The organism is Priestia endophytica DSM 13796 (assembly GCF_900115845.1).
Taxonomy (GTDB): domain Bacteria; phylum Bacillota; class Bacilli; order Bacillales; family Bacillaceae_H; genus Bacillus_I; species Bacillus_I endophytica.
In genome coordinates this window covers 137,760-159,284 of sequence record NZ_FOXX01000008.1, presented here as the reverse complement: position 1 = coordinate 159,284, position 21,525 = coordinate 137,760, and the positions used below count along the sequence as shown (strand labels likewise).

Below are 21,525 nucleotides of genomic sequence, written 5' to 3'. Positions count from 1 at the left end.
TTCCTATTAGAGGAACCTCTTTTTATTATGCACGACGTTCTTTTTTGACAAAGAATGAGCATATAATCATTAAAACAAGGAAGGTTACACAAGCAATTGAACTTAGACGATTACCCTCACTAAACAAGAAGGTAACAAAGCTAATGCTTAACACTAAGACAGCGAAAATGGTTAAATAAGGGAAGCCCCAAAGTTTGAAATAAGGCTTATTCTTATATGATGGACGAAGCTTTAGCTGTGCTAAGCAAATACAAATCCATACAAGTGAAACAGTGAAACCTGGAAGTGCGAGAAGATATGTGAATGCTTTATCAGACAATAAATAAACAACATATGTACCGAAAAGCAAGACAACAACGGTAACCAACAAGCTAAAAATCGGAACTCCTTGTTTATTTACATATGACAAGCGTTTTGGTGCACCACCTGTTTGAGCAAGCGAGTGCATCATTCTCGTGCATCCGTAAATACCAGAGTTTGCGGCTGAAAGAACAGCCGTTAATAAAATAAAGTTCATAATATGTGATGCACCTTGAAGACCAACCGTTTCAAATACTTGAACAAATGGACTTGCATTTGCATCGATCTCATTCCAAGGAATCAATCCACAAATAATTAAGATTGGAAGCGTGTAAAATAAAACAACGCGCACAAGTACACCTTTTACAACGCCAGGCAGTACTTTTTCTGCATCCTTTGTTTCTGTAATCGTAAGACCAATAAGCTCTGATCCACCATATGAGAAAAGAACAACAAGAAGTGTCGCAAATACAGCCGTCCATCCATTTGGAACGAAATCTGTATAGTTGTGTAAGTAGTGCTGAGCACTATTATCGCTTGGAATCAATCCGAGTAAAATGGCTCCTCCTACAATAATGAAAGCAATAATAACGAAAATTTTAATTCCTGCAAACCAGAACTCAATTTCTCCAAACGATTTTACACTTGTTACATTAATTAAAATTAAAATAAGAGAACAAATTAGACATAACACCCATAGTGGAATAGATGTAAACCAGTATTGCAAGAAACTACCTGCTGCAATTACTTCAATAACGGAAACAGATAGCCACATGAAACAGTAAATAGAGCCAACAATAAACGAAAAACGAGTGCCAAACGCTCTTTCAATTAAGTCTTTCATGTTGTGACCAGGATAAGCAATAGCCATTTCCGATAAGGCGCCCATAATGATAAGAAGAAGTAATCCTGCAAACAAATATGGAAAGATTACGGCTGGTCCAGCTAATCCAACAGTATCGGCACTTCCTTTGAAAATGCCTGTTCCAATCATACCTCCAATTGCAATCATCCGAATGTGACGCGGCAATAGTTGTTTCTTAAGTTGCGTTGATGACGTGTTGTGTTTTTTCATGCTTTCCTCCCAAGTTATAAATTCATAAAAAAGTCCCTGCTGAAAATTCAGCAGGGACGAAATTATCGCGGTACCACCCTAAATTGTAAATAAATATTTACCTCTTCATTTATGTTAACAGTTTTACCCGTCTTTGCTCATGTTAATAGAGAAAGAAGCTCGAGGAGTGAATTTCATTTTTAACCTTTGTGTTAACTTTCACCATCCGTTAACTCTCTAGTACAGGGAGATTAAAACTACTAATGTTCCTTTCATTGCCTTTTGCATTATGAATTTGTTATTCTACTTATTTTCTTATAATAGTAAATGTTTAATACTATGTCAATGGTATTATTTTCGATAAAGAAGGAAAAAGGCTTTTAAAATTTACATATTGAAAGAAAAAGACTTTCAAAATTATCATATTGAAAGAAACCGAAAAAAGAATTTTCGGTTTCTTTTGGAGGAGAGGACTACTCATCATTTTGACGATTTGTCTGTGTTGGTAGCGTATTCCAAAAACTTGTATCCTCTTTTTCAATTGAGCGGTCTGCAATTGCTCGAACGGTTGCATCTAATGTTGAAACGGTTTGTTTAATAAGGTAGCCGTTGCTTTTTTGTCCAAGGGCATAAGATTCTATATAGTGGTCAGACATACCGCGCATTTCAAACAAAAGGGTAGAAACGCCATAGCGGAGGGCAATGCCGTTTCGGCCAATATTAGCCCCAGATCCACCGTTATATTGCCCAATGTGCCCCCATCCTTTAGGCTCAAGCGTATTGTATACAACAGCACCTAGCTTTTTGGATTTTTCAACAACTTCAGCGTCTACTTCTGAATTTGTTGGATAAAGAATAGAACCTGAAACAAGTTCACCGTTTGTCTCACTAAGCGTTCCTTGATGATGAAGATCAATCATATAATCAATCGGATATTTCTCTAGTACATTCTCATATAAAAATTTGGCTTCTGGTTCCATTTTCATGATATCTTTGGCATGTTCACGATTTAGATCAACGTTGTTTGCATTATAGCGTGTTAAATGACGGTCTCCATCTGCTATATAATCCTCAAGCGAGAAGTTCACATCACCCATTGCTCCGTCTGCATTTAACATCGGAATGATAAGGATGTTTACGTTGTCTAATACGCCTTTCGTTTTTCCTGTTCCTAAATGTTTAATAAAATCTAAAGCACCTTCTGTTGTAAGTTGCTCATTTCCGTGCTGCTGAGTTAGAAATAAAACAGTTGGATTATCTGGGTTTGATATATATTTTGCCATATAAATATCGCGACCTTTTACCGTTTGACCAATTACTTCAAGGTTCATAGCAGATTGCTTTTTATCTTGTTCTTTTAAATAACTCACCATACTTTCGTACGTATGTAAAATAGATGTCTGAACAGATCCGTTTCCAGCATTTGGTCCATTTCCAACTGCACTAGCAGGGATAGTTACAGCTGTTACGGTTCCTAGTGCCATCATACTTGATAGAGAAAGAGATAAAACCTTCTTTTTTAATGTCATCCATCATTCCCCCAAATCTAGTTTTATATCTTAATTTTAATAGGTTCAAAAAAGGAATGTAATAGAACATCTCTCCTATTGTTTAGACAGATTTCGCGTAAGAAAGGAGAAAAATGAAGAAATACAGCGAAATAAGGTTGAATTTTAGAAAGCATCCCTAGTAAATAAAAGTTTTAAGAAAACGATATTCTACATTATTTATAAGTAAAAACCTTTTTTCTGAAAAATATCCTTTATTTCTTAAGGAAATCTTAAGGAATCACGTGCATACTAGCTTTATTCCAAAAAAAACACCGTAAGAAGGAGTCAAAAAATAAAACGTTTTAAGCGGAACAAAGAAAGTTGGAGGAGAAAAGGAAATGAAAAAATGGATTGTTGGTTCTGCCTTAGTAGCAATGGTAGGAGGAGGAAGTTGGTTCTTCCTGCATAATGAAGAGCAACCTCAAATGGCGACTGCTGCTGTTCAAACATCAACAGTAAAAAAAGGAGACCTAGAAGTAAATGTTGCAGGCTCTGGTTCTGTAACAACTATTACAGACCAAGATGTGACAGCTACGAACACTTTATTAGGTGTCAAAAGCGTAAGCATTATATCAGGAGAAAGTGTGAGTAAAGGAGATACGCTATTAACCTTTGAAAATGGGGAAACGATAGTAGCCCCATTTGATGGAGAAATTACCTCTGTTGGGGTAACGAGCGCAAGCAGCGTGTCTGAAGGAACTGTTTTACTTCGGATAGAAAATGAAGACGGTTTTGTTTCTCCTATTACAAGAGGAAATGGAACGACAATTGATACAACATCATCTGAAACAACAACAGAAAGTGAAAGCAGCTCAGTAGAAAATAGTGAAGGGCAGAATGGAGCAGAAACCGAAAATGCAGCTGGAGCAACAGGGGAAACGTCATCTACTGAAGGAGCAACCGCTGAAGAGAGTGGAAATAATTCAGGAGGAAGTGGACTTATTGTTGATACTGTAAATGTTAAAGAAGGACAGACAGTAAATAAAGGCACAACCCTTATGACTTTCACAGACGGAAGTATTTTACAAGCTCCAGCTAAAGGAACAATTACAAGTCTTGCTGCTGGGAGTGGCGACTCTGTTCAAGGCTCAACAACAGTTGCCCATATTACTGATTACAGTTCTCTCGAAACAACGATAAGTGTTGATGAACTCGATATTACAAATATTGAAGAAGGACAGAGTGTAGAAGTTACAGCAAGTGCATTTCCAGATGAAAAATTTGAAGGAACGGTAACAGATGTTGCTTCGGAAGGTACATCATCAAATGGAGTATCGACATTTGATGTTACAGTGCAAATTACAGATCCCAAAAATTTAAAAGTAGGCATGTCAACAGAAGCAAGCATTGAGGTTGAAAGTAAACAAGGAGCTTTATATATACCTGTTGAAGCTGTTTACGAAAGTGGAGACGAGAAATATGTTCTTGTCCCAACAAGTTCAAGTGACTCTTCTCAATCAACAAAAAAAGTAACAGTTGAAACAGGAATTTCTAACGATACAAGCGTTGAAATTACAAAAGGATTATCCGAAGGAGATACAGTTCAAATTCCAAAGGTTAGTTCAAATCAAACTTCTTCTCAAGATGAGAAAGCAATGATGAAAGGTGGCTTTGGTGACGAATCTGGTGGAGGTATGTCAGGAAATCCAGGGCAGGCACCAACTGGAGGACCTTCTTCTACTGGTGGACGTGGACAAGGAGGCGGGCAATAAAGATGACAGAGCCTCTTATTGATATTCGTTTAATGAAGAAGACGTATAAACTTGGAGACGAAACCGTTACAGCTCTAAAAGAAATTTCACTTACAGTTGAAAAGGGGGATTTTGTTTCGATTATTGGATCATCAGGTTCTGGAAAATCTACATTTATGAACATGATTGGCTGCCTTGATCGTCCAGATGCTGGGGAGTATTTATTAGACGGTGAAAATGTTGGAAAAATGAAGAGTTCCCAGTTAGCTTCTATTCGAAATGAGAAAATTGGATTTATTTTCCAAAACTTTAATCTTCTATCAAAGTTAACAGCTATCGAAAATGTCGAACTTCCTCTTGTTTATCGTGGAGTAAAAGTGCCAGAAAGAAGAGAAAAAGCTTTGCAAGCCTTAAAAAAGGTAGGACTTGGAGATAGATGGAATCATCTTCCTTTCCAGCTTTCAGGCGGCCAGCAGCAGCGTGTTGCTATTGCTCGAGCCCTTGCTGGAGATCCTCCACTCCTTTTAGCTGATGAGCCAACTGGAGCATTAGATCACAAAACAAGTGGAGATATCTTGAAAATTGTGAAGGATTTACACGAGCAAGGACACACGATTATCTTAATCACCCATGATTTAGAAGTAGCCAAAAAAGCAAGCAGGATTGTACATATTTATGATGGTGAGCTTTACGAAGAAAGGAGGGATAAACGTGAACTCCATATCCATGGCATGGAAAAGCATTAAAGGGAACAAAGTAAGGGCGTTTTTAACAATGCTAGGTATTATTATTGGCGTTTCGTCTGTGATTGTAATGGTTGCCATTGGTCAAGGTTCAACTCAAGAAGTACAAAGCCAAATTGGCAGTTTAGGTAAAGATGTGTTGACTGTAAGTATTACAGGATCAGATGTGACTTTTAAAGAAGATGATGCAAAAGAGCTCGAAACAGTAAACGGAGTAGAGGATACAGCTCCGACTGTTTCAGGACGTGTAACAGCGAAGAACGGAGAAACAAATGCCCAAGTGTCCATGACAGGGACAACGTCTTCTTATCTAGACGTCCGGGATTTAGAGCTTCAATCTGGTCGCTTTATTGCATCACTTGATCAAGATAATCATTCCAAAGTAGCTGTTCTTGGATCAGACACAGCACAGACGCTCTTTGGATTAGGAAATTCAGTTGGGCAATCTATACAAATTAACGGTTCATCGTATAAAGTGATTGGAGTTCTTCAATCTGTTGGCAGCTCATTAGGAACAAGTGGAGACAGTACAGTTATTGTTCCGTTAAGCACAGGACAACGTTTAGCTTCAACAACAAGCATTGAGTCTGTATATGTGAAAGTTCAAGACGAAGAAAATGTAAACTTTATGACAAACAGACTTGAACAAACAATGCGGGGGATTATTGGAGATGAAGACAGCTATAGTGTATCAAGTCAGGAAGACTTAATGGAAACAGCAGATTCTGTTGATAATACCTTAACTCTTCTGCTTGGAGGAAGTGCTGCTATTTCTCTTATCGTAGGAGGGATTGGAATTATGAATATTATGCTTGTATCTGTTTCTGAACGAACAAAAGAGATTGGAATTCGAAAAGCAATTGGGGCAAAAAGAGGAAATATTCTATCTCAATTTTTAATTGAAGCGATAATTCTAAGTTCTTTTGGAGGATTGATTGGTATTGGTTTGGGATTAGTAAGTGCAGAAGCTTTCACAGTTGCGACAGGGACAGCGGTCTCTTATTCTATTCCCGTTATTCTTATGTCTTTTGGTTTCTCTCTTTTTATTGGAATTGTTTTCGGGGTCTTTCCAGCGAACAAAGCCTCAAAATTAGATCCGATTCAAGCTCTGCGATATGAATGAAAAACAAAGCGATCGTATATACTGCGACCGCTTTGTTTTGGTATGATGATAAATAGTAAAGGAGAGACCTGTAGTGCGCATACTTGTTGTAGAAGATAATCGATCACTTCTTGAGTCGATTAAAAGTATTTTATCAAATGAATTTGAAGTTGATGGAGCAGAGAATGGGGAAGATGGATTGTTTCTTGCTCTTCAAAATATATATGATTTAATTGTTTTAGATGTTATGCTGCCTGAAATGGACGGATTTGAAGTCATTCAACATATAAGAGAAGCAGATATTCGGACCCCTGTGTTATTTCTAACAGCGAAAGATTCTTTAGAAGATCGTGTGAAAGGACTTGATTTTGGCGGCGATGACTACCTTGTTAAGCCATTTCAAGCTCCTGAGCTACAAGCTCGAATTCGTGCTCTTTTGCGTCGAAGCGGGAGTTTAACGAGAAGTCAAACAATCCGTTATAAAGGGATAGAATTGTTTGGCAAAGAAAAAGAAGTAATGATAGATGAAACACCTGTTAGATTAACATTTAAACAATACGAGATGCTTGAATACATTATCCAAAATAAAGGAGCTATTTTAACAAAAGAGCAACTTTATGATCGTGTATGGGGCTTTGACTCTGATACAACAATTGCTATTGTTGAAGTGTTTGTTCATCATCTTAGAAAGAAAATGGAACCTTTTGGATACCATAAGGACTTACAAACTGTACGTGGCATTGGTTACATGTTGAAGGAATAATAGGGGTGGATCTATGTTTCACAAAACTAGGCTCAAACTTACGATTGTAAACTCCCTCGTCTTTATTATTTTGATGGGGATTCTTGCGATTATTATTTACTCTTATGCTGATTCTCGATTAAATCGAGATGTTAATAATGACTTGCAACATTCTGCTCAGCGCTTCACAGACACAAGAGGAGAAGAGACCCCTCGAATGGAAAAGGACCCTCGTATGATTATTCTCATTTGGAATGATGAAAAAGAAATCATTAATCAGTTAGATAGATTATCACCTATTTTTTCAGAAAATGAAAAAGAGTTTGCTCCTACAAAAATAGGAGAGTTTCAAGAAATTGAAGCAGATGAGTTCTCATTTCGTGCTCTTTCTGTTCAAGCGGAAATGGGTAAAGAGACCGTAACTGTTCAGTTTGTCCGAAATGTAACCTCTGAGCAAGAAATGCTTCATACTCTTTTCCTTCTTCTCCTTGTAGGAGGGATTATTGGCAGTATCTGTGCAGTTGGAGCAGGATTTCTACTAGCAGGACGAGCGCTTGTCCCCATTAAAGCGGCCTGGAAAAAACAGCAAGACTTTGTTTCAGATGCTTCCCATGAATTAAGAACGCCGCTTGCCGTTATCCAATCACGAACAGACTTACTTTGGAAATCTCCGTCTGCCACCATTCAAGAAAAAGCAATGGATATCTCGCTGATTTCAAAGGAAAGTCGGCGATTGTCTAAACTTGTAGGCAACTTACTAATGCTTGCACGGTCTGATTCTGGAAGTTTAGAAATGGAGAAAGAGACCTTTTCATTAAGCATTTTGCTAGAAGAGATTCATGAATATTATGAGGAAATTGTATCTTATCAAGGCAAGTCTATTATGATGAGGGTAGAGGACTCTATTCATTTTAAAGGAGATAAAGAACGAATTCATCAACTGATGATTATTTTATTAGACAATGCATTGAAATTCACAACTATTGATGGATGCATTGAAGTGTCTTGCCGTGAAACACCTTCTTCTATCAATATAGAAGTAAAAGACAATGGAATCGGCTTACAGGAAGAAGAAATCCCGAAAATTTTCAACCGATTTTATCAAGTGGATAAAGTCCGATCAGACGAAGGTGGGGCAGGACTTGGCCTTTCTATTGCTCGTTGGATCATCGATAAACACTACGGGAAAGTGAAGGTAACAAGCAAACTAGGAGAAGGAACAAATTTTGAAATTACATTCCCTAAAAATCAAAGAACAGGATAGCATAATTTAGAATATTATGTAGAATGAGCAGGAATTTAAGGACGCCTTGGAAAATATAATGAAAGTAAGGCTAAATCATTATAAGTTTATGTTATTGCTTATATATGTACAAAGTGAATTTGTATGTTTACTAGCCTTATTGATGTAGAGTGATTCTTAAAAAGTCTATGAGAAGAATAGTAAGTAAAAATGATATGGGGGTTTACAATATGAATGTATTGAAAGACCTTAATATTATCGTATGGGGAGGAATATCATCTTTCATACTAGGATTTATTGTTCTTACTATTATTCAAAAAATTGTTTTTGTTTTTCTCCCTAGTTTTTAAACTCCAACAAGTATTTTAAATATTTTTATACCAAAAAGAGTAGATGACAACATCTACTCTTTTTGGTGGAAGAGGTTAACCAAGTTGAACAGCGAGTACCGTTTCTTTACTATGTTTTCTTTTTGGTAATACTTCTTTGACTGACGGAAGGCCAGAAGGGATAATAACAGGCGTAATGGATGAAAGGCCTGCTTGTTCAATTACGTCTAAATCAAATTCCATAATCAGCTGTCCAGCTTTGACTGGATCTCCTGGTTTGATATAGGACGTAAATCCTTTACCTTTTAAGTTGACTGTATCAATTCCAATGTGAATTAATAGTTGGGTACCGCTTTTATGTTCTAGGAAAATAGCATGTTTGGTTTCAGCTACAAGACCTACTGAACCGTCGAATGGAGCATAGACTTTTCCTTCTGATGGTTGAATAGCCATTCCTTCTCCCATTTGTTTTTGAGCAAAAACAGGGTCTGGAACCTCTTCTAATTTAATAACTTCTCCTTTAATAGGAGAGGGAATTTCTAGTGAAGTTAGCGAGTTGTTTATTTTATTGACTGTTTCCTTTTCTTTCATCTCTTTGTTTAGAGAGCTTTCTTGAGGTGCATCTTTATATCCGAATAACCATGTGAGAGTGAATGCTACTGCCATTGCTACAACGTTTGTTAAAATATAAAGAAAAAGTTGATCATTCAAATATAAGAGCGTACCAGGAATTACAGTTACTGCCATACCTGTTCCAGCTAAATTGAAGAAAGAAGCAAGGAATCCTCCAACAGCACCACCAATTAATCCCATAATAAAAGGCTTCATAAAGCGTAAGTTAACTCCAAAAATAGCTGGTTCTGTAATTCCTAAAAACGCTGAGAACGAAGAAGGGAGAGCTAGTGCTTTTAGCTTTTTATTTTTTGTTTTTAATCCTACTGCTAAACAAGCAGCACCTTGGGCAGCCATTGCAGCTGTAATAATCGCGTTAAACGGATTGTTTCCATACTTCTCAAGAAGTTGGATTTCTAAGAAATTAAAAATATGATGAACACCTGTTACAACGATAATCTGATGAAAGAAACCAATTACAAGTCCTGCAATACCGTATGGTAAGTTCAGAACAGCTGTTGTACCTGTTAACACCCATTCTTCTAGTGAATGGAAGATAGGACCAATCGCAAAAAGTCCTAATGTAATCATAACGGCTAGTGTAATAAAAGGAGTTAAAATAAGATCTAATGCTTCAGGTATGCGCTTTCTTAATGCTTTTTCAAATTTAGCTCCAATTAAACCGATGAAGAAAGCAGGCAAAACAGATCCTTGATAACCGACAACTGGAATAAAACCGAACATTGTTAACGCTTTCTCAGTACCTTCTGCAACAGCATAAGCATTTGGTAGGGCAGGGTTTACTAACATAAGTCCAAGAACAATTCCAAGTACAGGACTTCCTCCAAAAACGCGGAACGCAGACCATGCAACAAGAGCGGGTAGAAAGGCAAAGGCCGTGTCTGTTAAGACTTGCGTATATAGAAGGGAATTTGGCGGAATATCTTTAGGTGTCGCTCCAAACCATGAAAGGATTTCATCTTGAGTGAGCAATCCTCGTAGACCCATAAATAATCCTGTAGCAACTAAGACGGGAATAATAGGAACGAAAACATCTCCAAACGTTCGAACTGCTCGTTGAAAAGCATTTCCTTGTTTTTTCACCTCTTCTTTTGATGAGCTATCAATCCCAAGGTTCTTGACTTCTTCAAAAATACGGTTGACTGTGCCCGTTCCAAAAATAATTTGAAACTGCCCAGAGTTGAAAAATGCTCCTTTTACTTTATCAATATTTTCGACTTTTTCCTGATCTATTTTCTCTTTATCATGAACCATAATGCGAAGGCGAGTAGCGCAGTGGGCGAAAGATGCAATATTTTCTTTTCCACCAATAGCAGCCAACACTTCTTTTGCGATTTTTTGATTTTCAGACATCTGTCTCCAACCCTTTCTTGTTATGTCTCTTTTGTTACTCATAGCTCCATTGCACAGCTTGGAATGTAGCGCTTCCATTTTCGGTAAAAAAGCAGACTTCTTTGCTATGTGGGCTAGGGAAGATTCGGCTCGTGAACACTTCTTCTCCGTCATTAATAAAAATCTCTACAGAGGAAACGTCCACAAAAAGTTGAATTTTAAGCTTAGAAGCAGAGAAAGAGCAGCGGCGTATATTTCCGTTTTCCGCTTCTAACGATTTTCCTGAAAGGGAACGGTCTAATACAAGCTCTTTTTTGATACTATCATAAAAGAAAACCGTTTTTTCTTGGTCTTTGGCTCTAAACTCAATTCCTATATATCTTGCTTGAATATTCTCAATCTCATAGATAAGTTCATAAGATAAACCGCTAAATTCTTTTACTTTTTTTCGTTCATTTTCTAATGTAAAGCGTGCTTGACGTTCATTTTTTCTAAGCTTCATTAATTCGGAAATAGGTTGCTGAATAAGTTTTCCTTCTCTAATTTCAAGCTGTCTAGGAATAGTTAAACAGTGAGCCCATCCGTTCTGATCTGTTGGATATGCTAGATCAGGAAGTCCCATCCATCCAATTAAAAGGCGGCGACCATCTTCAGATAAAGTAGTATGCTGAGCATAGAAATCAAATCCTCTGTCAAGTTCGTGAAAGGCATCATGACAGAACTTTCTTGTCTCTAAATCTAAAGGTTCCCCGACAAGATATCCAGATTGATAGATGTTTTGATACTTTTCTCCCTCAGCTTCTAACCCTTGAGGAGAAAAGAGAAGAATACCGTGCTCCTCTAGTTCAAAATAATCCGGACATTCCCACATATAGCCGAAGTTAGAGGGAAGAGTTGTTTCTAATTCGCCCTGAAACTCCCAGTTCATAAGATCGCTAGACTTATAGAGGACAGCACATCCTGTTTTATTTTTTCGCTGTGCTCCAATAATACAAAAATATGTGTCATCTTTTTTCCAAACTTTTGGATCTCTGAAGTGATCTGTATATCCATTAGGAACAGTCGAAATCACAGGGTTTGTCAGTTTTTGTATAACACCGCTCTCGTTCATATAGGCCATGCATTGGAAGGGATGCCTAACCCAGTTTTCATCACGTGTATTTCCTGTGTACATCAAGTAAAGCTTTTCATCCTTTACAATTGCGCTTCCAGAATAAACCCCGTGTGAATCATAGGAGTCCCCAGGTTTTATTCCAATCCCTACATTTTCCCATGTGCAAAGGTCTTTGGAAACTGTATGAAACCAGTATTTCATCCCATGTTCAGGACCAAAAGGAAACCATTGATAAAAGAGATGATATATGCCGTTATAGTAAGAGAAACCGTTCGGATCATTCAGCAGTCCTGTCTGAGGCTGAATATGATAGTTTTGTCGCCATGCACAACGTTCAATTTGTTTTTGAAGTTTCTCTAGTTCGTCAGGACGAGCTTGTTCAATGTATCGATATTTTTCTTCCTTCGTCATTTTTATCACTATATCTCATCCTTATAAAAGTTTAATAGAAAAAAGGAACCGGTTCCAAAAATGATTTTAAAAAAACCAATTCCATTTCTGTGAGTAAAATTGGAACCGGTTTCTTTTGTATATCATAATGGATAGTTTATCGATTGTCAACGCTTTCTCGCTCAATTAATTTAACATCTAATGTAATACAGCGGTTTACATCCGTTTCTTCAACAAGCTTTATAACTTGTGCGGCAGAAAGTGTACCAGCTTTAAAGTAAGAATAACCGACCGTTGTTAGAGTAGGATGAACAATTTCAGAAGTATCATATCCCCCAAATCCTGTAATAGATAACTGTGTTGGCATATTGATTCCTTGTGCATAAGCAGCTTTCATCACACCAAGGGCAATATTATCTGTTGCACAAACAATAACAGAAGGGGAAGAAGAGGTAAGAAGATGAGAAGCTGTTTTCATCGCATCTTTCATTTTAAATCCTGTTTCATAATAGGTGATGTGGGCATCTTTATGAGCAACAGCCTTTTGAAAGCCACCTTTCCGTTTGACGCCGACTGCAACATCCTTTTCTGTTACACCTAAATATGCAATATGTTGATGTCCTTTTGCTAATACATGCTGTCCAATAAGGTAACCCGCTTTAAAGTCATCATGAATAATGCTATGTAATTCAGTATGTTTTTGGCCAACTAAGATAACGGGTATACAAACTTCTTTGATTGCTTTCAAATGGGCGTCTGTTACTTCAGCTGCTAATAAAATAACGCCTGAGACCTTTTGTCTAGCAAAATCATAAATAGCCTCAATTTCCCGTTCTTGCTCTTGATTGGTATTAGAAATTAAGAGGTGGTACTGTTGAGATCGTAGCTCCTCGTCCATTCCCATCAATGTTTGAGACGTAGCGTAAGAGTCAAGTCTTGGAACAATAGCTCCAATCATATTTGTTTTCTTAGCTTTTAAACTTTGAGCAAACGTATTAGGAATATAGTTTTGTTCCTGAATAATTTGCTCGATTTTCTTTTTTGTCTGTAAGCTAACCGAGCCGCCATTTAAGTAGCGAGACACAGTACTTTTTGCTACTCCAGCAAGCTTGGCGATATCAGCGATTGTTTTAATATGAAAAACTCCTTCCTTAAGAACCCTATCATTTATAGATATAAGATATTATACTAATTTTAACTCTGTTTCAAAAGGAAAGGGAGCTAAACTTTTTGCGTCTCTTTCTAAAAACATTAGAAATTAAAAGGAGCTTGGTACAATGGCTAACAAATCGGGATTACCACCTTCTTACATGAATCAGCACCTTTTAGAAAAAACAAGCTACAAATGGATTGTTTTACTTATTGCCACTGTTGCTCAAACAGCGGCAACATTTGTTACGTATGGAATGGGACCGCTCGCGACCTTTTATCAACAAGAATATGCTCTTTCACAGTTCCAAACAGGTTTAATCGTTTCTGCCGTTAACATTGGTCCGATATTTTCAATGTTGTTTTTTGGAGATTTAATGGATAAGTTTGGTGAAAGGTGGGTTGTAGGAGGAGGAGCAATCATCCTCGGTTTGAACATTTTTTTCGCCGCTTTTATTCATCATTATGCGTTCCTTATTGTAGTACTCACTTTTGTTGGGGTGTGGTACGGAACGGCCCAACCAGGGGGGAGCAGCGTTATTATAAAATGGTTTCCTAAAAAACAGCGAGGCCTTGCTATGGGGATTAGGCAGACGGGAATTCCGATTGGAGGAGCTTTAGCTTCCGCATTTTTACCTATCGTTTTTTACCAGTACCATTTAGCTTCTGCATTGTTTCTTCAATCTTTTGTTGCCATAATAGGGGGGATTATTTTTCTTCTTTTCTATAAAGATATGAAAATAGAAAGAAATGATAAAAAAGAAGAACGATTTATTGAAAAGCTTCACCAAATTAGAAATAACAAAAGTCTTTATCCTGTTTTTTTCATTGGCGTAACGATGATTTCGTTTCAAATCATCCTTGTTGCCCATCTTATGAGTTATCTTCATCAAGCCTCCCATATTAGGTTAGGTACAGCAGGTCTTCTGCTTAGTGTCTGTTTAATTGGAGGCATGATCGGAAGAATTGTGCTTGCTTTTATAAGTGATACCGTTTTTAATGGAAATCGTAGCAAGCCGCTTCAGCTTACAATACTGGCCACAGTCTTTTTTCTACTAGCTCTTATCTTTTTACCAAGTCATCTATCAATAGCAGGAAACACCGTACTTTGCTTTTTTGTTGGATTTTTAGGAATTGGTTGGTTCAGTTTATTTATTGTTTTAGTTTCCGAGAAAGCTTCGTCGCATTTTATTAGTTTGACAGTTAGCTTTGCGTTGACTTTGAACCAATTAGCAATTGTGCTTTCTCCTATGATATTTGGATTGTTCGTCGACTTTTTCCATGGGTATGGCGTTCCATTTCTTTTGTTAACAGGCGCAATACTAATAGGGGGAGTATGGTTAAGGGTGTCAGAGAAGAAAGAGAAAATTCAAGTGTTAACTAGAATGTAAGGTATGTCCTCGGTGTCTAAAATCTTAAAGGAACATAATATATTCAGTGATTTTAGTAAAAGGATGTATTTTTTCATGACTTGAGATACTACAGCTATCCTGATAACAAGAGAGGAAAAGGTATATGAGACCACTATATACTTTCCATATGGTGTATGTATGCACACCTTTTCTTTCATACGTATGTAAAAGGAGCATTAGCTTTTATAATGCTCCTTGCATATTCCATAAATTCACTTCTGCCCTCAGCTTATCTGAGGGTTTTTTAGTATTATATTTTATAAGAAGCTAATGCTTTATGAATGCTTGGCACAACTGATAAGTCATTGAATTCGATTCCAATTCTAACTGACGTTTAAGCAATTTCAGGGCGAATGCCAGAAAGCGTACTTTTTACGCCAATTAATTTTAGAGATTGTATGAGTTGGAACAGTTGATGTGCCACCATTTCATTAACAGTTAACACGCCTGATAAATCAACGAGAATATGGGTAACCCTTAAGTTTACGCACTGCTGTAAAGTGTTTTCGATAATCAATTTAGCTCGGTCCTCATCAATTTCACCAACAAGGGGAAGTAGCGCAAGTGTTTCGTTAAGAGAAATAAGAGGGGAACTTAGTTCATGGATCAGTTGTTTCTGAGTTGCTAAACATTTTTCAGCATATTTGTGACTTTGTTTTGTAAAAGCTGTAATCACATATGAAAAATTTTCGACAATCTTACGGTTCCATCTATTAATTGTAGCTAAGGAGTATGCTTCATTACTCATCTCTACAAAAGCTTGTACGAAATTTAAATACTGTTCTTGATTGTTGAAAAATTCCTTAAGGATAAGGTAAATAGGTGTGTGCTTGTGTCCTTCGTCTCTTGAAGCAGAATAAATCCATTCATTAAATGAGGAAAGAAACTCGGCATCTGAAGAGGATTCATCAAACATTTTACACAAGCGGAGATGAAATTCATAATTCTTCTTTTTTAAACTTTTAATCACTTCCGGGTCTTGGGAAGAGTACACACCTGAGGGATTTGTTTTATCAACTGAATCATACCATTGTTCCGTTAATAAATGAGTTCGTTCTAATAAAAAAGAATATAATTCGCTGTTTCTATGCATGAATTTTCTTCTCTTTATACATAAATTTTACAAAATTTATAAATAAGTATAAACGTTTTCATTATAAGGAACAACTAAAAGATAGTATAAGAGACTCAATGATTTAGATTGGAAATAGCATATGTGAAGCTCATTCTCAGGAACAATTAGCTTACTTTTCGCTGTTTCTATGCATGAATTTTCTTCTCTTTATACATAAATTTTACAAAATTTATAAATAAGTATAAACGTTTTCATTATAAGGAACAACTAAAAGATAGTATAAGAGACTCAATGATTTAGATTGGAAATAGCATATGTGAAGCTCATTCTCAGGAACAATTAGCTTACTTTTCGCAAAAATGACTCAAGAACACCGAGGGAAAGGAAGTGGAGTCATTTTTCTAAGGAAACTGCCTAATGATGTTCTTTTCTATGCATAGTATACAACCTTTTCTTCCTTAATCTTCCATATTTCTCTCTTTTCTGGAAATACTATCATTAGATGAAAAGAGGAGGGATATTTTGAGCATCTTAAAATTCCCAAAGGTATTGTTATCTTTAATGCTAATTCTACCTTGGTTCTCCTTGCCATTGCTTGGTAAAAGAGCGGTTAAGAGGTATCTGCCGGCAGCGTTATTCATTTCTCTTGTTGTGAGAATCGTTCATTTTATAGCACAAAGAAAGAATTGGTGGCACTGGGAAGAAAAACTTCATCTCAAATTATCTGGTGAATTTCCTTTAATGTGGGGACCTTATTTAATAGGCTCAATGTGGATTTTAAAATTAACATATGGTCGCTTTGTTCAGTTTTTATTGCTGAATCTGTTCGTTGATTCCCTTTTTACTTTTGTATTAGTGGACTTTTTTAAAAAGCGAGGAATTGTATCGTTAGTACGCCTGAAAAAGTGGGGGCTAGCTCTCATTTTCTTTCTTGATTCTCTGCTTTTATATGGATTTCAATATGTAAAGGACAAAGGAAAGTAAAAGGGAAGATAGAAATGAAAAATATTAAAAAAGACAGCCTTATGGCTGCCTTTTTAATGTATGTATAGAGGGTTAAATTTGATCATTAGCTTTTTTCTTCTTTCCCTTTTCCGAACTTAAACACTAAGATGCCAATAATAATAACAAGGACTCCTAAAAGCTTATTAAACGTAAAGGGGATTTTTTCTAATCCTAGCCACCCTAGCGAATCCCATAAAAGAGCGGTTCCGAGCTGTGATGTCAAAACAATGGAGATTGTAAACGTTGGTCCAAGTCGTTTCATCCCTTGTACTAAACAAAAAACAACTCCAACTCCGATTACTCCTCCAAACCATTGCCATGTTTGTAAATGTTGTAGCTCAAACGTATTTTTTCCTTCTACAATCAAACTTACAATGAAGGAACATAAAAATCCCATTCCTAGTACAGTTGTTGTTGTTGTCCACGAACCGGTTTTTTCGTTCACTTTATTATTAAAAACCGTTTGGAGGCTTACAACTGCTCCTGCAAGTGCAGCGAGCAAAATACCAATTATCATTTGAATGCCTTCTTTCATGAGGTGATGAATATGTATCTTGCTTATTTATAACTTAAAATAAGAACACCAACAATCATAATAGTAATCCCTAAAAATTGAGGAAGCTTCATCTTCTGTTTTATAAGCCCAAACCATCCTTTTATATCGATTAAAAAAGCCATACAAAGTTGAGAGATTAAAAGAATAGAGATCGTAAACGTTACTCCAATATGTTGAATAGCGGTAACTTCACTAAATATAATAAGAGCACCAAAGCCACCTCCTAAAAGATAAAGTGGTTTTACTTTTTTGATTTGAGCTATATGCCCATCTCGTTTTACAACCCAAATGCATAAGGCAAGAAGAAACCCAACAAATTGGGTAAGTGAAACAGCTTGCCATGTGCCGATTGTGTCACTAATTCGTGTGTTAATAACGCCTTGAAGAGTAATGCATGCTCCTCCTAAAAAGGCAAATAAAATTCCTTGCATGTTTCTCATTTCCTCCTTTTGAATGATTCTGTTCGTTCACTTTCTTAAGTGTAAAGCAACTAGAGGAGTGGGGCAACGGACTTGTAGCAGATTTCAGAATGAGGATAGGAACTTTTAAAGAGAGGATTGCTTAACTATCTTTTTAAAACTATAAACTATTTCTTTATCTCCTAGATTTCCTTTTAACTTATAGTATAAATATATTGTACAATATCATTCTGTCCTATTTATTCTATACTAAGAAATAAAAAGAGGGTAAACTGATTTTGGGTAAAAGCGGAGATTGTATTAATATGAAAAATATGTGGTGCAAGCTTTTAGCACACTCCTTTTTGGATAAAGAAAAAAGGAGATAATTACCTGGCTGAGTGCCCCCAATTTTAGAAGCCTAGTATGCAACAGAAGGGTAGTTTATTGCAGTAATTAATAGAAAAAGTATGAGTTGAATTAGCTCACAAAGGTTTTTCTAATGAATCTACAATAGCTGCGTACAGCTCCATTAAGAATAAGAAGGAATGATAAAAGTTTAGTATTTTCATTTTTTTAATCATGATATTTTGTTAGAAAGGGTGAGAGAATGGAGTGGACAATAGCTAGCGTAGAAAAAGAACAAGCTTGGACTATAAGGCATAAGGTGATGTGGCCAAATAAAAGTATAGAGTACATAAAATTAGAAGACGATTCATCTGGAATTCATCTTGGTCTTTTTAAAAGTGATAAATTAATTTCTGTAGTTTCTCTTTTCGTAGATGGGGAACAAGTGCAGTTCCGAAAATTTGCAACAACCCAAGAAGAGCAAGGAAAAGGGTATGGAAGCAAGTTGTTAAGGTATGCACTAGAGAGAGCTAAAGAAGAGGGAGCATGTAAAGTTTGGTGTAATGCAAGAACGAATAAAATTCACTTTTATAAAAAATTTGGGTTATGTGAAACGGGTAAGGAATTTATAAAAGGAGGGCAATCGTATATTATCATGGAAAAATATTTTGCTTAACATATTTTAAAGTAAGAAAAGCTGTCCTTATTAGTAAAGGATAGCTTTTCTACTTTATGTTAACAAATTATCCAACTTTTTAAACACGTTTGTCACTTGATCAATCTCTTCATTTTTCATATCTCGAAAAAGTTCAATAAATGCCTCTGCTCGTTGCTTTATCACTTCATTTACAACCTTTTTTCCTTCTTCTGTTAGTGAAAGTTGAATAACTCTTCGATCGCTTTCTAAGCGAACCCGGTCAATTAGATGATGTTTAAAGAGGGTGCTCGTTAACACTGTACCCCCTCCTGACGTGATTCCTAAATAAGACGTCACTTCAGAAGCTGTGCATCTTCCTTTTTTAGAAAGATAGAGAAGAATTAAAATATGTCCATCTGCTAGGTTATATTTTGTTTTAGGGAAAAAGTCGTTTTGCTTTTTTAGCTTTCGAAATACGTTTTGAAATACGTCCTGAAATTCCGCAAGTTTTTGTTCTTTTTGATCGTTTTTTTCCATACTTCGACTCCTCATAAGATAGCTGCTTTTATTATGCCATTTTTTCGGATTGTTGGATAGAGATGAACTTCTTTCTATAAATAGTTTAGATGCTAACTTTCTATATAAGTGGCAACGATGCATTGTGTAAAGGGATGTTGCTTATCGTCCCATCTTCAAAATCTCTTTTCCACAATTATTTTACTTTTGAATAAATAGAAAAGTTTGATATATTAAAGGTGTGTTTAAATTTGCAACAGAAACAGAAGGTGATGAGATGAAGGTAATGGCCATTGCACCTTATACAGGGCTAAAAGAGTTAATGATAAGTTTAGGAGAGCAGGAAGACTTTGAGATTCAAGTAGAGATTGGAGATTTAGAGGAAGGGTTATCACTTGCGAAAAAAGCCTGTGATCACGGTGTAGATGTAATTATTAGTCGCGGTGGAACAGCAGGGCTTATCGAAAGAAAAGTTTCGATTCCTGTTGTTGAAATAGAAGTTTCAGGCTACGATATGCTTCGTGTTTTAACTCTTGTTAAAGGTTACCCTGGTAAAACAGCTATTGTAGGGTTTTCTCCTATTTCAGAAGGAGCTGCTACCATTTGTGAAATCCTAGATATTGATATTTCTTCTTTCAAGATAACAGAAGAAGATGAAATTCAGCCTATTTTAATCAATTTACAGCAAAAGGGCTATGAAAATATTATCGGTGATGCTAGTACAACAAAGAAAGCAGAGGAATTGGGGCTAAACGGAATTTTATTAACGTCTGGAAAAGAGAGTGTATTAAAATCGTTTCAACAAGCGAAAAGAAGTTATCGTTTTCTCTCCTCTTTGCACAAAAAATATTTAATCTCGCATCAGCTTCTACAAGAAGAGCAAGAAGCAATTGCTGTATATGATATAAACGGAGATTCTCTGTTTTCTAATCCTTCTTTCGCAGAAAAGATTGGGAATGAACTCGAGAAAAAGTTCAATATAAAGGAAGCCATCCGTTATGTTTCAACACAAGGAACATTCAAAACGATGTTGCAGATAAACGGATCTTTGTGGAACATCACAGGGAACAAACTTCGAAATGAAAGTTCAGAGCTTTTTGTTTTTCGAATAACGAAGGGACTTCTAGATGAAAGGCAGGCAAGTGGGATATCTGTTGTTTCACCTTCAACTGAATATATAACAAAAAATAGCTTAGGTGGAATAGCGACAAAAAGCAACGTAATGAAGGAAGCTATCGCAAATGCTGAAATGTGTGCCAATACAGATGTATCCGTATGGATCAGTGGTGAAGAAGGAACAGGAAAAAGCAGACTTGCGCGGTACATTCACTTTAATAGTAGTAGACGTCAGTATCCGCTTGTTGTTATTGATTGCAATGTTGTGGATACTGATCAATGGGAAGAGTTATTAAGCACGGAAAGTCCGCAGCACTTTTTCTCTAATCATATTCATGGTAGCATTTTCTTGAAAAATGTAGAACATCTTCCTTTTTCACTTCAAAAAAAGCTCGCTTTTTATTTGAATAATGAGGCCCAAGCATGTCGTTTTCTTTCTTCATCTCAGCAAGACCCAAAATACTTGCTAGAAATTGAGAAGTTATACCCGCCATTGTACTATGCTTTGGCCGGAACGATCCTTTCTCTTCCCTCCTTACGTGATCGCACGGAAGATATTGAAAGCTTGACTCTTTTGCTTATTGGAGAGTTAAATATAAAGCTTGGAAAACAAATTGTTGGTATTCGTCCCCAGGCAGTCGAAGAATTGAAGCGTTTGAAATGGAACGGTAACTTAAATGAACTGAAGCGTTTTATTCAGGAGAGTATGGTCCTTGCCAACGGCCCATTTCTAGAATACAAAGACGTGAAGAGAGCTACTGTGATAAAAGAAAGAGCTGAAATTTCAGCTCACATAGACTTGAACGGCACATTAGAAGAAATTGAGCGGAAAATTATCCGAAAAGTATGGAGAGAAGAAGGAATGAACCAAACGAAAACGGCTCAGAGACTTGGAATCAACCGCACAACCCTATGGCGAAAGTTGAAGTGAATAAAACAGTTGTCTTTTTAATAAAGGCGACTGTTTTATTTTTAAACAATTTCCGTTATTTTTTGAATAATTACAATTTAAATGTTGATAAATTAAACACAAGGTAATACAATGGATATTGTAAACGCTTTACATAGTTAAAAACACTTTATGTTTCAA

General features: G+C 36.4%; 18 protein-coding genes and 1 other annotated feature. Of the genes, 9 read left to right on the top strand and 9 right to left on the bottom strand.

Annotated features, from left to right (window positions below; genetic code table 11):
* Positions 1–25: 25 nt before the first annotated feature.
* Together BM012_RS15870 and BM012_RS15865 are read right to left on the bottom strand one after the other, a co-directional pair.
* Positions 26–1,375: an amino acid permease gene (locus BM012_RS15870; protein WP_061805598.1), complete on the bottom strand. Its 1,350-nt coding sequence runs from the start codon at positions 1,373–1,375 to the stop codon at positions 26–28.
* A gap of 49 nt (positions 1,376–1,424) precedes the next feature.
* Positions 1,425–1,639, bottom strand: a binding site (T-box leader).
* Positions 1,640–1,827: 188 nt separating this feature from the next.
* Positions 1,828–2,883 (bottom strand): M14 family zinc carboxypeptidase, encoded by a 1,056-nt coding sequence (locus BM012_RS15865; protein WP_061805599.1) that lies wholly within the window; start codon positions 2,881–2,883, stop codon positions 1,828–1,830.
* Positions 2,884–3,242: 359 nt separating this feature from the next.
* On the opposite strand from BM012_RS15865, the gene BM012_RS15860 reads away from it, so the two are divergent.
* From BM012_RS15860 to BM012_RS15840, 5 genes are all read left to right on the top strand, one after another.
* Positions 3,243–4,616, top strand: a complete 1,374-nt coding sequence (locus BM012_RS15860) for an efflux RND transporter periplasmic adaptor subunit (protein ID WP_061805600.1) — start codon at positions 3,243–3,245, stop codon at positions 4,614–4,616.
* A 2-nt stretch (positions 4,617–4,618) separates the two neighbouring features.
* Positions 4,619–5,341 carry an ABC transporter ATP-binding protein gene (locus BM012_RS15855; protein ID WP_061805601.1) on the top strand — a complete coding sequence of 241 codons (723 nt, stop codon included), beginning with the start codon at positions 4,619–4,621 and terminating at the stop codon, positions 5,339–5,341.
* On the top strand, positions 5,322–6,461 hold the full coding sequence (locus BM012_RS15850) for an ABC transporter permease (protein ID WP_082802636.1): 1,140 nt from the start codon (positions 5,322–5,324) through the stop codon (positions 6,459–6,461). The genes BM012_RS15855 and BM012_RS15850 overlap by 20 nt, the downstream gene beginning before the upstream one ends.
* Before the next feature lie 73 nt (positions 6,462–6,534).
* Positions 6,535–7,203, top strand: a complete 669-nt coding sequence (locus tag BM012_RS15845) for a response regulator transcription factor (protein WP_019393634.1) — start codon at positions 6,535–6,537, stop codon at positions 7,201–7,203.
* 13 nt (positions 7,204–7,216) lie between these two features.
* Positions 7,217–8,446, top strand: coding sequence for a sensor histidine kinase (locus BM012_RS15840; protein WP_061805602.1), 1,230 nt, complete (start codon positions 7,217–7,219; stop codon positions 8,444–8,446).
* Between the two features lie 404 nt (positions 8,447–8,850).
* On the opposite strand, the gene BM012_RS15835 is transcribed toward BM012_RS15840, so the two are convergent.
* From BM012_RS15835 to BM012_RS15825, 3 genes are all read right to left on the bottom strand, one after another.
* Positions 8,851–10,740, bottom strand: a complete 1,890-nt coding sequence (locus BM012_RS15835) for a sucrose-specific PTS transporter subunit IIBC (protein ID WP_061805603.1) — start codon at positions 10,738–10,740, stop codon at positions 8,851–8,853.
* Positions 10,741–10,774: 34 nt separating this feature from the next.
* On the bottom strand, positions 10,775–12,250 hold the full coding sequence (locus BM012_RS15830; RefSeq protein WP_061805716.1) for a glycoside hydrolase family 32 protein: 1,476 nt from the start codon (positions 12,248–12,250) through the stop codon (positions 10,775–10,777).
* A gap of 130 nt (positions 12,251–12,380) precedes the next feature.
* Entirely contained in the window at positions 12,381–13,358 is a 978-nt protein-coding gene (locus tag BM012_RS15825) for a LacI family DNA-binding transcriptional regulator (protein WP_061805604.1), read from the bottom strand.
* 142 nt (positions 13,359–13,500) lie between these two features.
* Between BM012_RS15825 and BM012_RS15820 the strand changes: the two genes are divergently transcribed.
* The gene (locus tag BM012_RS15820) at positions 13,501–14,763 is read left to right on the top strand and encodes an MFS transporter (protein ID WP_235606191.1); all 1,263 of its coding nucleotides are present in this window, start codon (positions 13,501–13,503) and stop codon (positions 14,761–14,763) included.
* A 355-nt stretch (positions 14,764–15,118) separates the two neighbouring features.
* Here the strand turns inward: BM012_RS15820 and BM012_RS15815 are convergent, their stop codons facing one another.
* The gene (locus BM012_RS15815; protein WP_235606192.1) at positions 15,119–15,877 is read right to left on the bottom strand and encodes an STAS domain-containing protein; all 759 of its coding nucleotides are present in this window, start codon (positions 15,875–15,877) and stop codon (positions 15,119–15,121) included.
* Positions 15,878–16,381: 504 nt separating this feature from the next.
* Here BM012_RS15815 and BM012_RS15810 point away from each other — a divergent pair.
* Entirely contained in the window at positions 16,382–16,843 is a 462-nt protein-coding gene (locus tag BM012_RS15810; protein WP_061805605.1) for a hypothetical protein, read from the top strand.
* A gap of 85 nt (positions 16,844–16,928) precedes the next feature.
* On the opposite strand, the gene BM012_RS15805 is transcribed toward BM012_RS15810, so the two are convergent.
* Positions 16,929–17,381 (bottom strand): DMT family transporter, encoded by a 453-nt coding sequence (locus BM012_RS15805; RefSeq protein WP_061805606.1) that lies wholly within the window; start codon positions 17,379–17,381, stop codon positions 16,929–16,931.
* A 41-nt stretch (positions 17,382–17,422) separates the two neighbouring features.
* Positions 17,423–17,851, bottom strand: coding sequence for a DMT family transporter (locus tag BM012_RS15800; RefSeq protein ID WP_061805607.1), 429 nt, complete (start codon positions 17,849–17,851; stop codon positions 17,423–17,425).
* A gap of 577 nt (positions 17,852–18,428) precedes the next feature.
* Between BM012_RS15800 and BM012_RS15795 the strand changes: the two genes are divergently transcribed.
* Positions 18,429–18,842 carry a GNAT family N-acetyltransferase gene (locus tag BM012_RS15795; RefSeq protein ID WP_061805608.1) on the top strand — a complete coding sequence of 138 codons (414 nt, stop codon included), beginning with the start codon at positions 18,429–18,431 and terminating at the stop codon, positions 18,840–18,842.
* A 54-nt stretch (positions 18,843–18,896) separates the two neighbouring features.
* Here the strand turns inward: BM012_RS15795 and BM012_RS15790 are convergent, their stop codons facing one another.
* Positions 18,897–19,340 (bottom strand): MarR family winged helix-turn-helix transcriptional regulator, encoded by a 444-nt coding sequence (locus BM012_RS15790; protein WP_061805609.1) that lies wholly within the window; start codon positions 19,338–19,340, stop codon positions 18,897–18,899.
* 256 nt (positions 19,341–19,596) lie between these two features.
* Here BM012_RS15790 and BM012_RS15785 point away from each other — a divergent pair, with 256 nt between their 5' ends.
* Positions 19,597–21,366 (top strand): sigma-54-dependent Fis family transcriptional regulator, encoded by a 1,770-nt coding sequence (locus BM012_RS15785; protein WP_061805610.1) that lies wholly within the window; start codon positions 19,597–19,599, stop codon positions 21,364–21,366.
* The last annotated feature ends 159 nt before the right edge of the window (positions 21,367–21,525 follow it).

Coding starts and splice junctions, on each gene's coding strand:
- BM012_RS15870 (WP_061805598.1), bottom strand. CDS start 1,375: ATGAAAAAACACAACACGTCATCAACGCAACTTAAGAAACAACTATTG.
- BM012_RS15865 (WP_061805599.1), bottom strand. CDS start 2,883: ATGACATTAAAAAAGAAGGTTTTATCTCTTTCTCTATCAAGTATGATG.
- BM012_RS15860 (WP_061805600.1), top strand. CDS start 3,243: ATGAAAAAATGGATTGTTGGTTCTGCCTTAGTAGCAATGGTAGGAGGA.
- BM012_RS15855 (WP_061805601.1), top strand. CDS start 4,619: ATGACAGAGCCTCTTATTGATATTCGTTTAATGAAGAAGACGTATAAA.
- BM012_RS15850 (WP_082802636.1), top strand. CDS start 5,322: ATGGCATGGAAAAGCATTAAAGGGAACAAAGTAAGGGCGTTTTTAACA.
- BM012_RS15840 (WP_061805602.1), top strand. CDS start 7,217: ATGTTTCACAAAACTAGGCTCAAACTTACGATTGTAAACTCCCTCGTC.
- BM012_RS15835 (WP_061805603.1), bottom strand. CDS start 10,740: ATGTCTGAAAATCAAAAAATCGCAAAAGAAGTGTTGGCTGCTATTGGT.
- BM012_RS15820 (WP_235606191.1), top strand. CDS start 13,501: ATGGCTAACAAATCGGGATTACCACCTTCTTACATGAATCAGCACCTT.
- BM012_RS15815 (WP_235606192.1), bottom strand. CDS start 15,877: ATGCATAGAAACAGCGAATTATATTCTTTTTTATTAGAACGAACTCAT.
- BM012_RS15805 (WP_061805606.1), bottom strand. CDS start 17,381: ATGATAATTGGTATTTTGCTCGCTGCACTTGCAGGAGCAGTTGTAAGC.
- BM012_RS15800 (WP_061805607.1), bottom strand. CDS start 17,851: ATGCAAGGAATTTTATTTGCCTTTTTAGGAGGAGCATGCATTACTCTT.
- BM012_RS15795 (WP_061805608.1), top strand. CDS start 18,429: ATGGAGTGGACAATAGCTAGCGTAGAAAAAGAACAAGCTTGGACTATA.
- BM012_RS15790 (WP_061805609.1), bottom strand. CDS start 19,340: ATGGAAAAAAACGATCAAAAAGAACAAAAACTTGCGGAATTTCAGGAC.
- BM012_RS15785 (WP_061805610.1), top strand. CDS start 19,597: ATGAAGGTAATGGCCATTGCACCTTATACAGGGCTAAAAGAGTTAATG.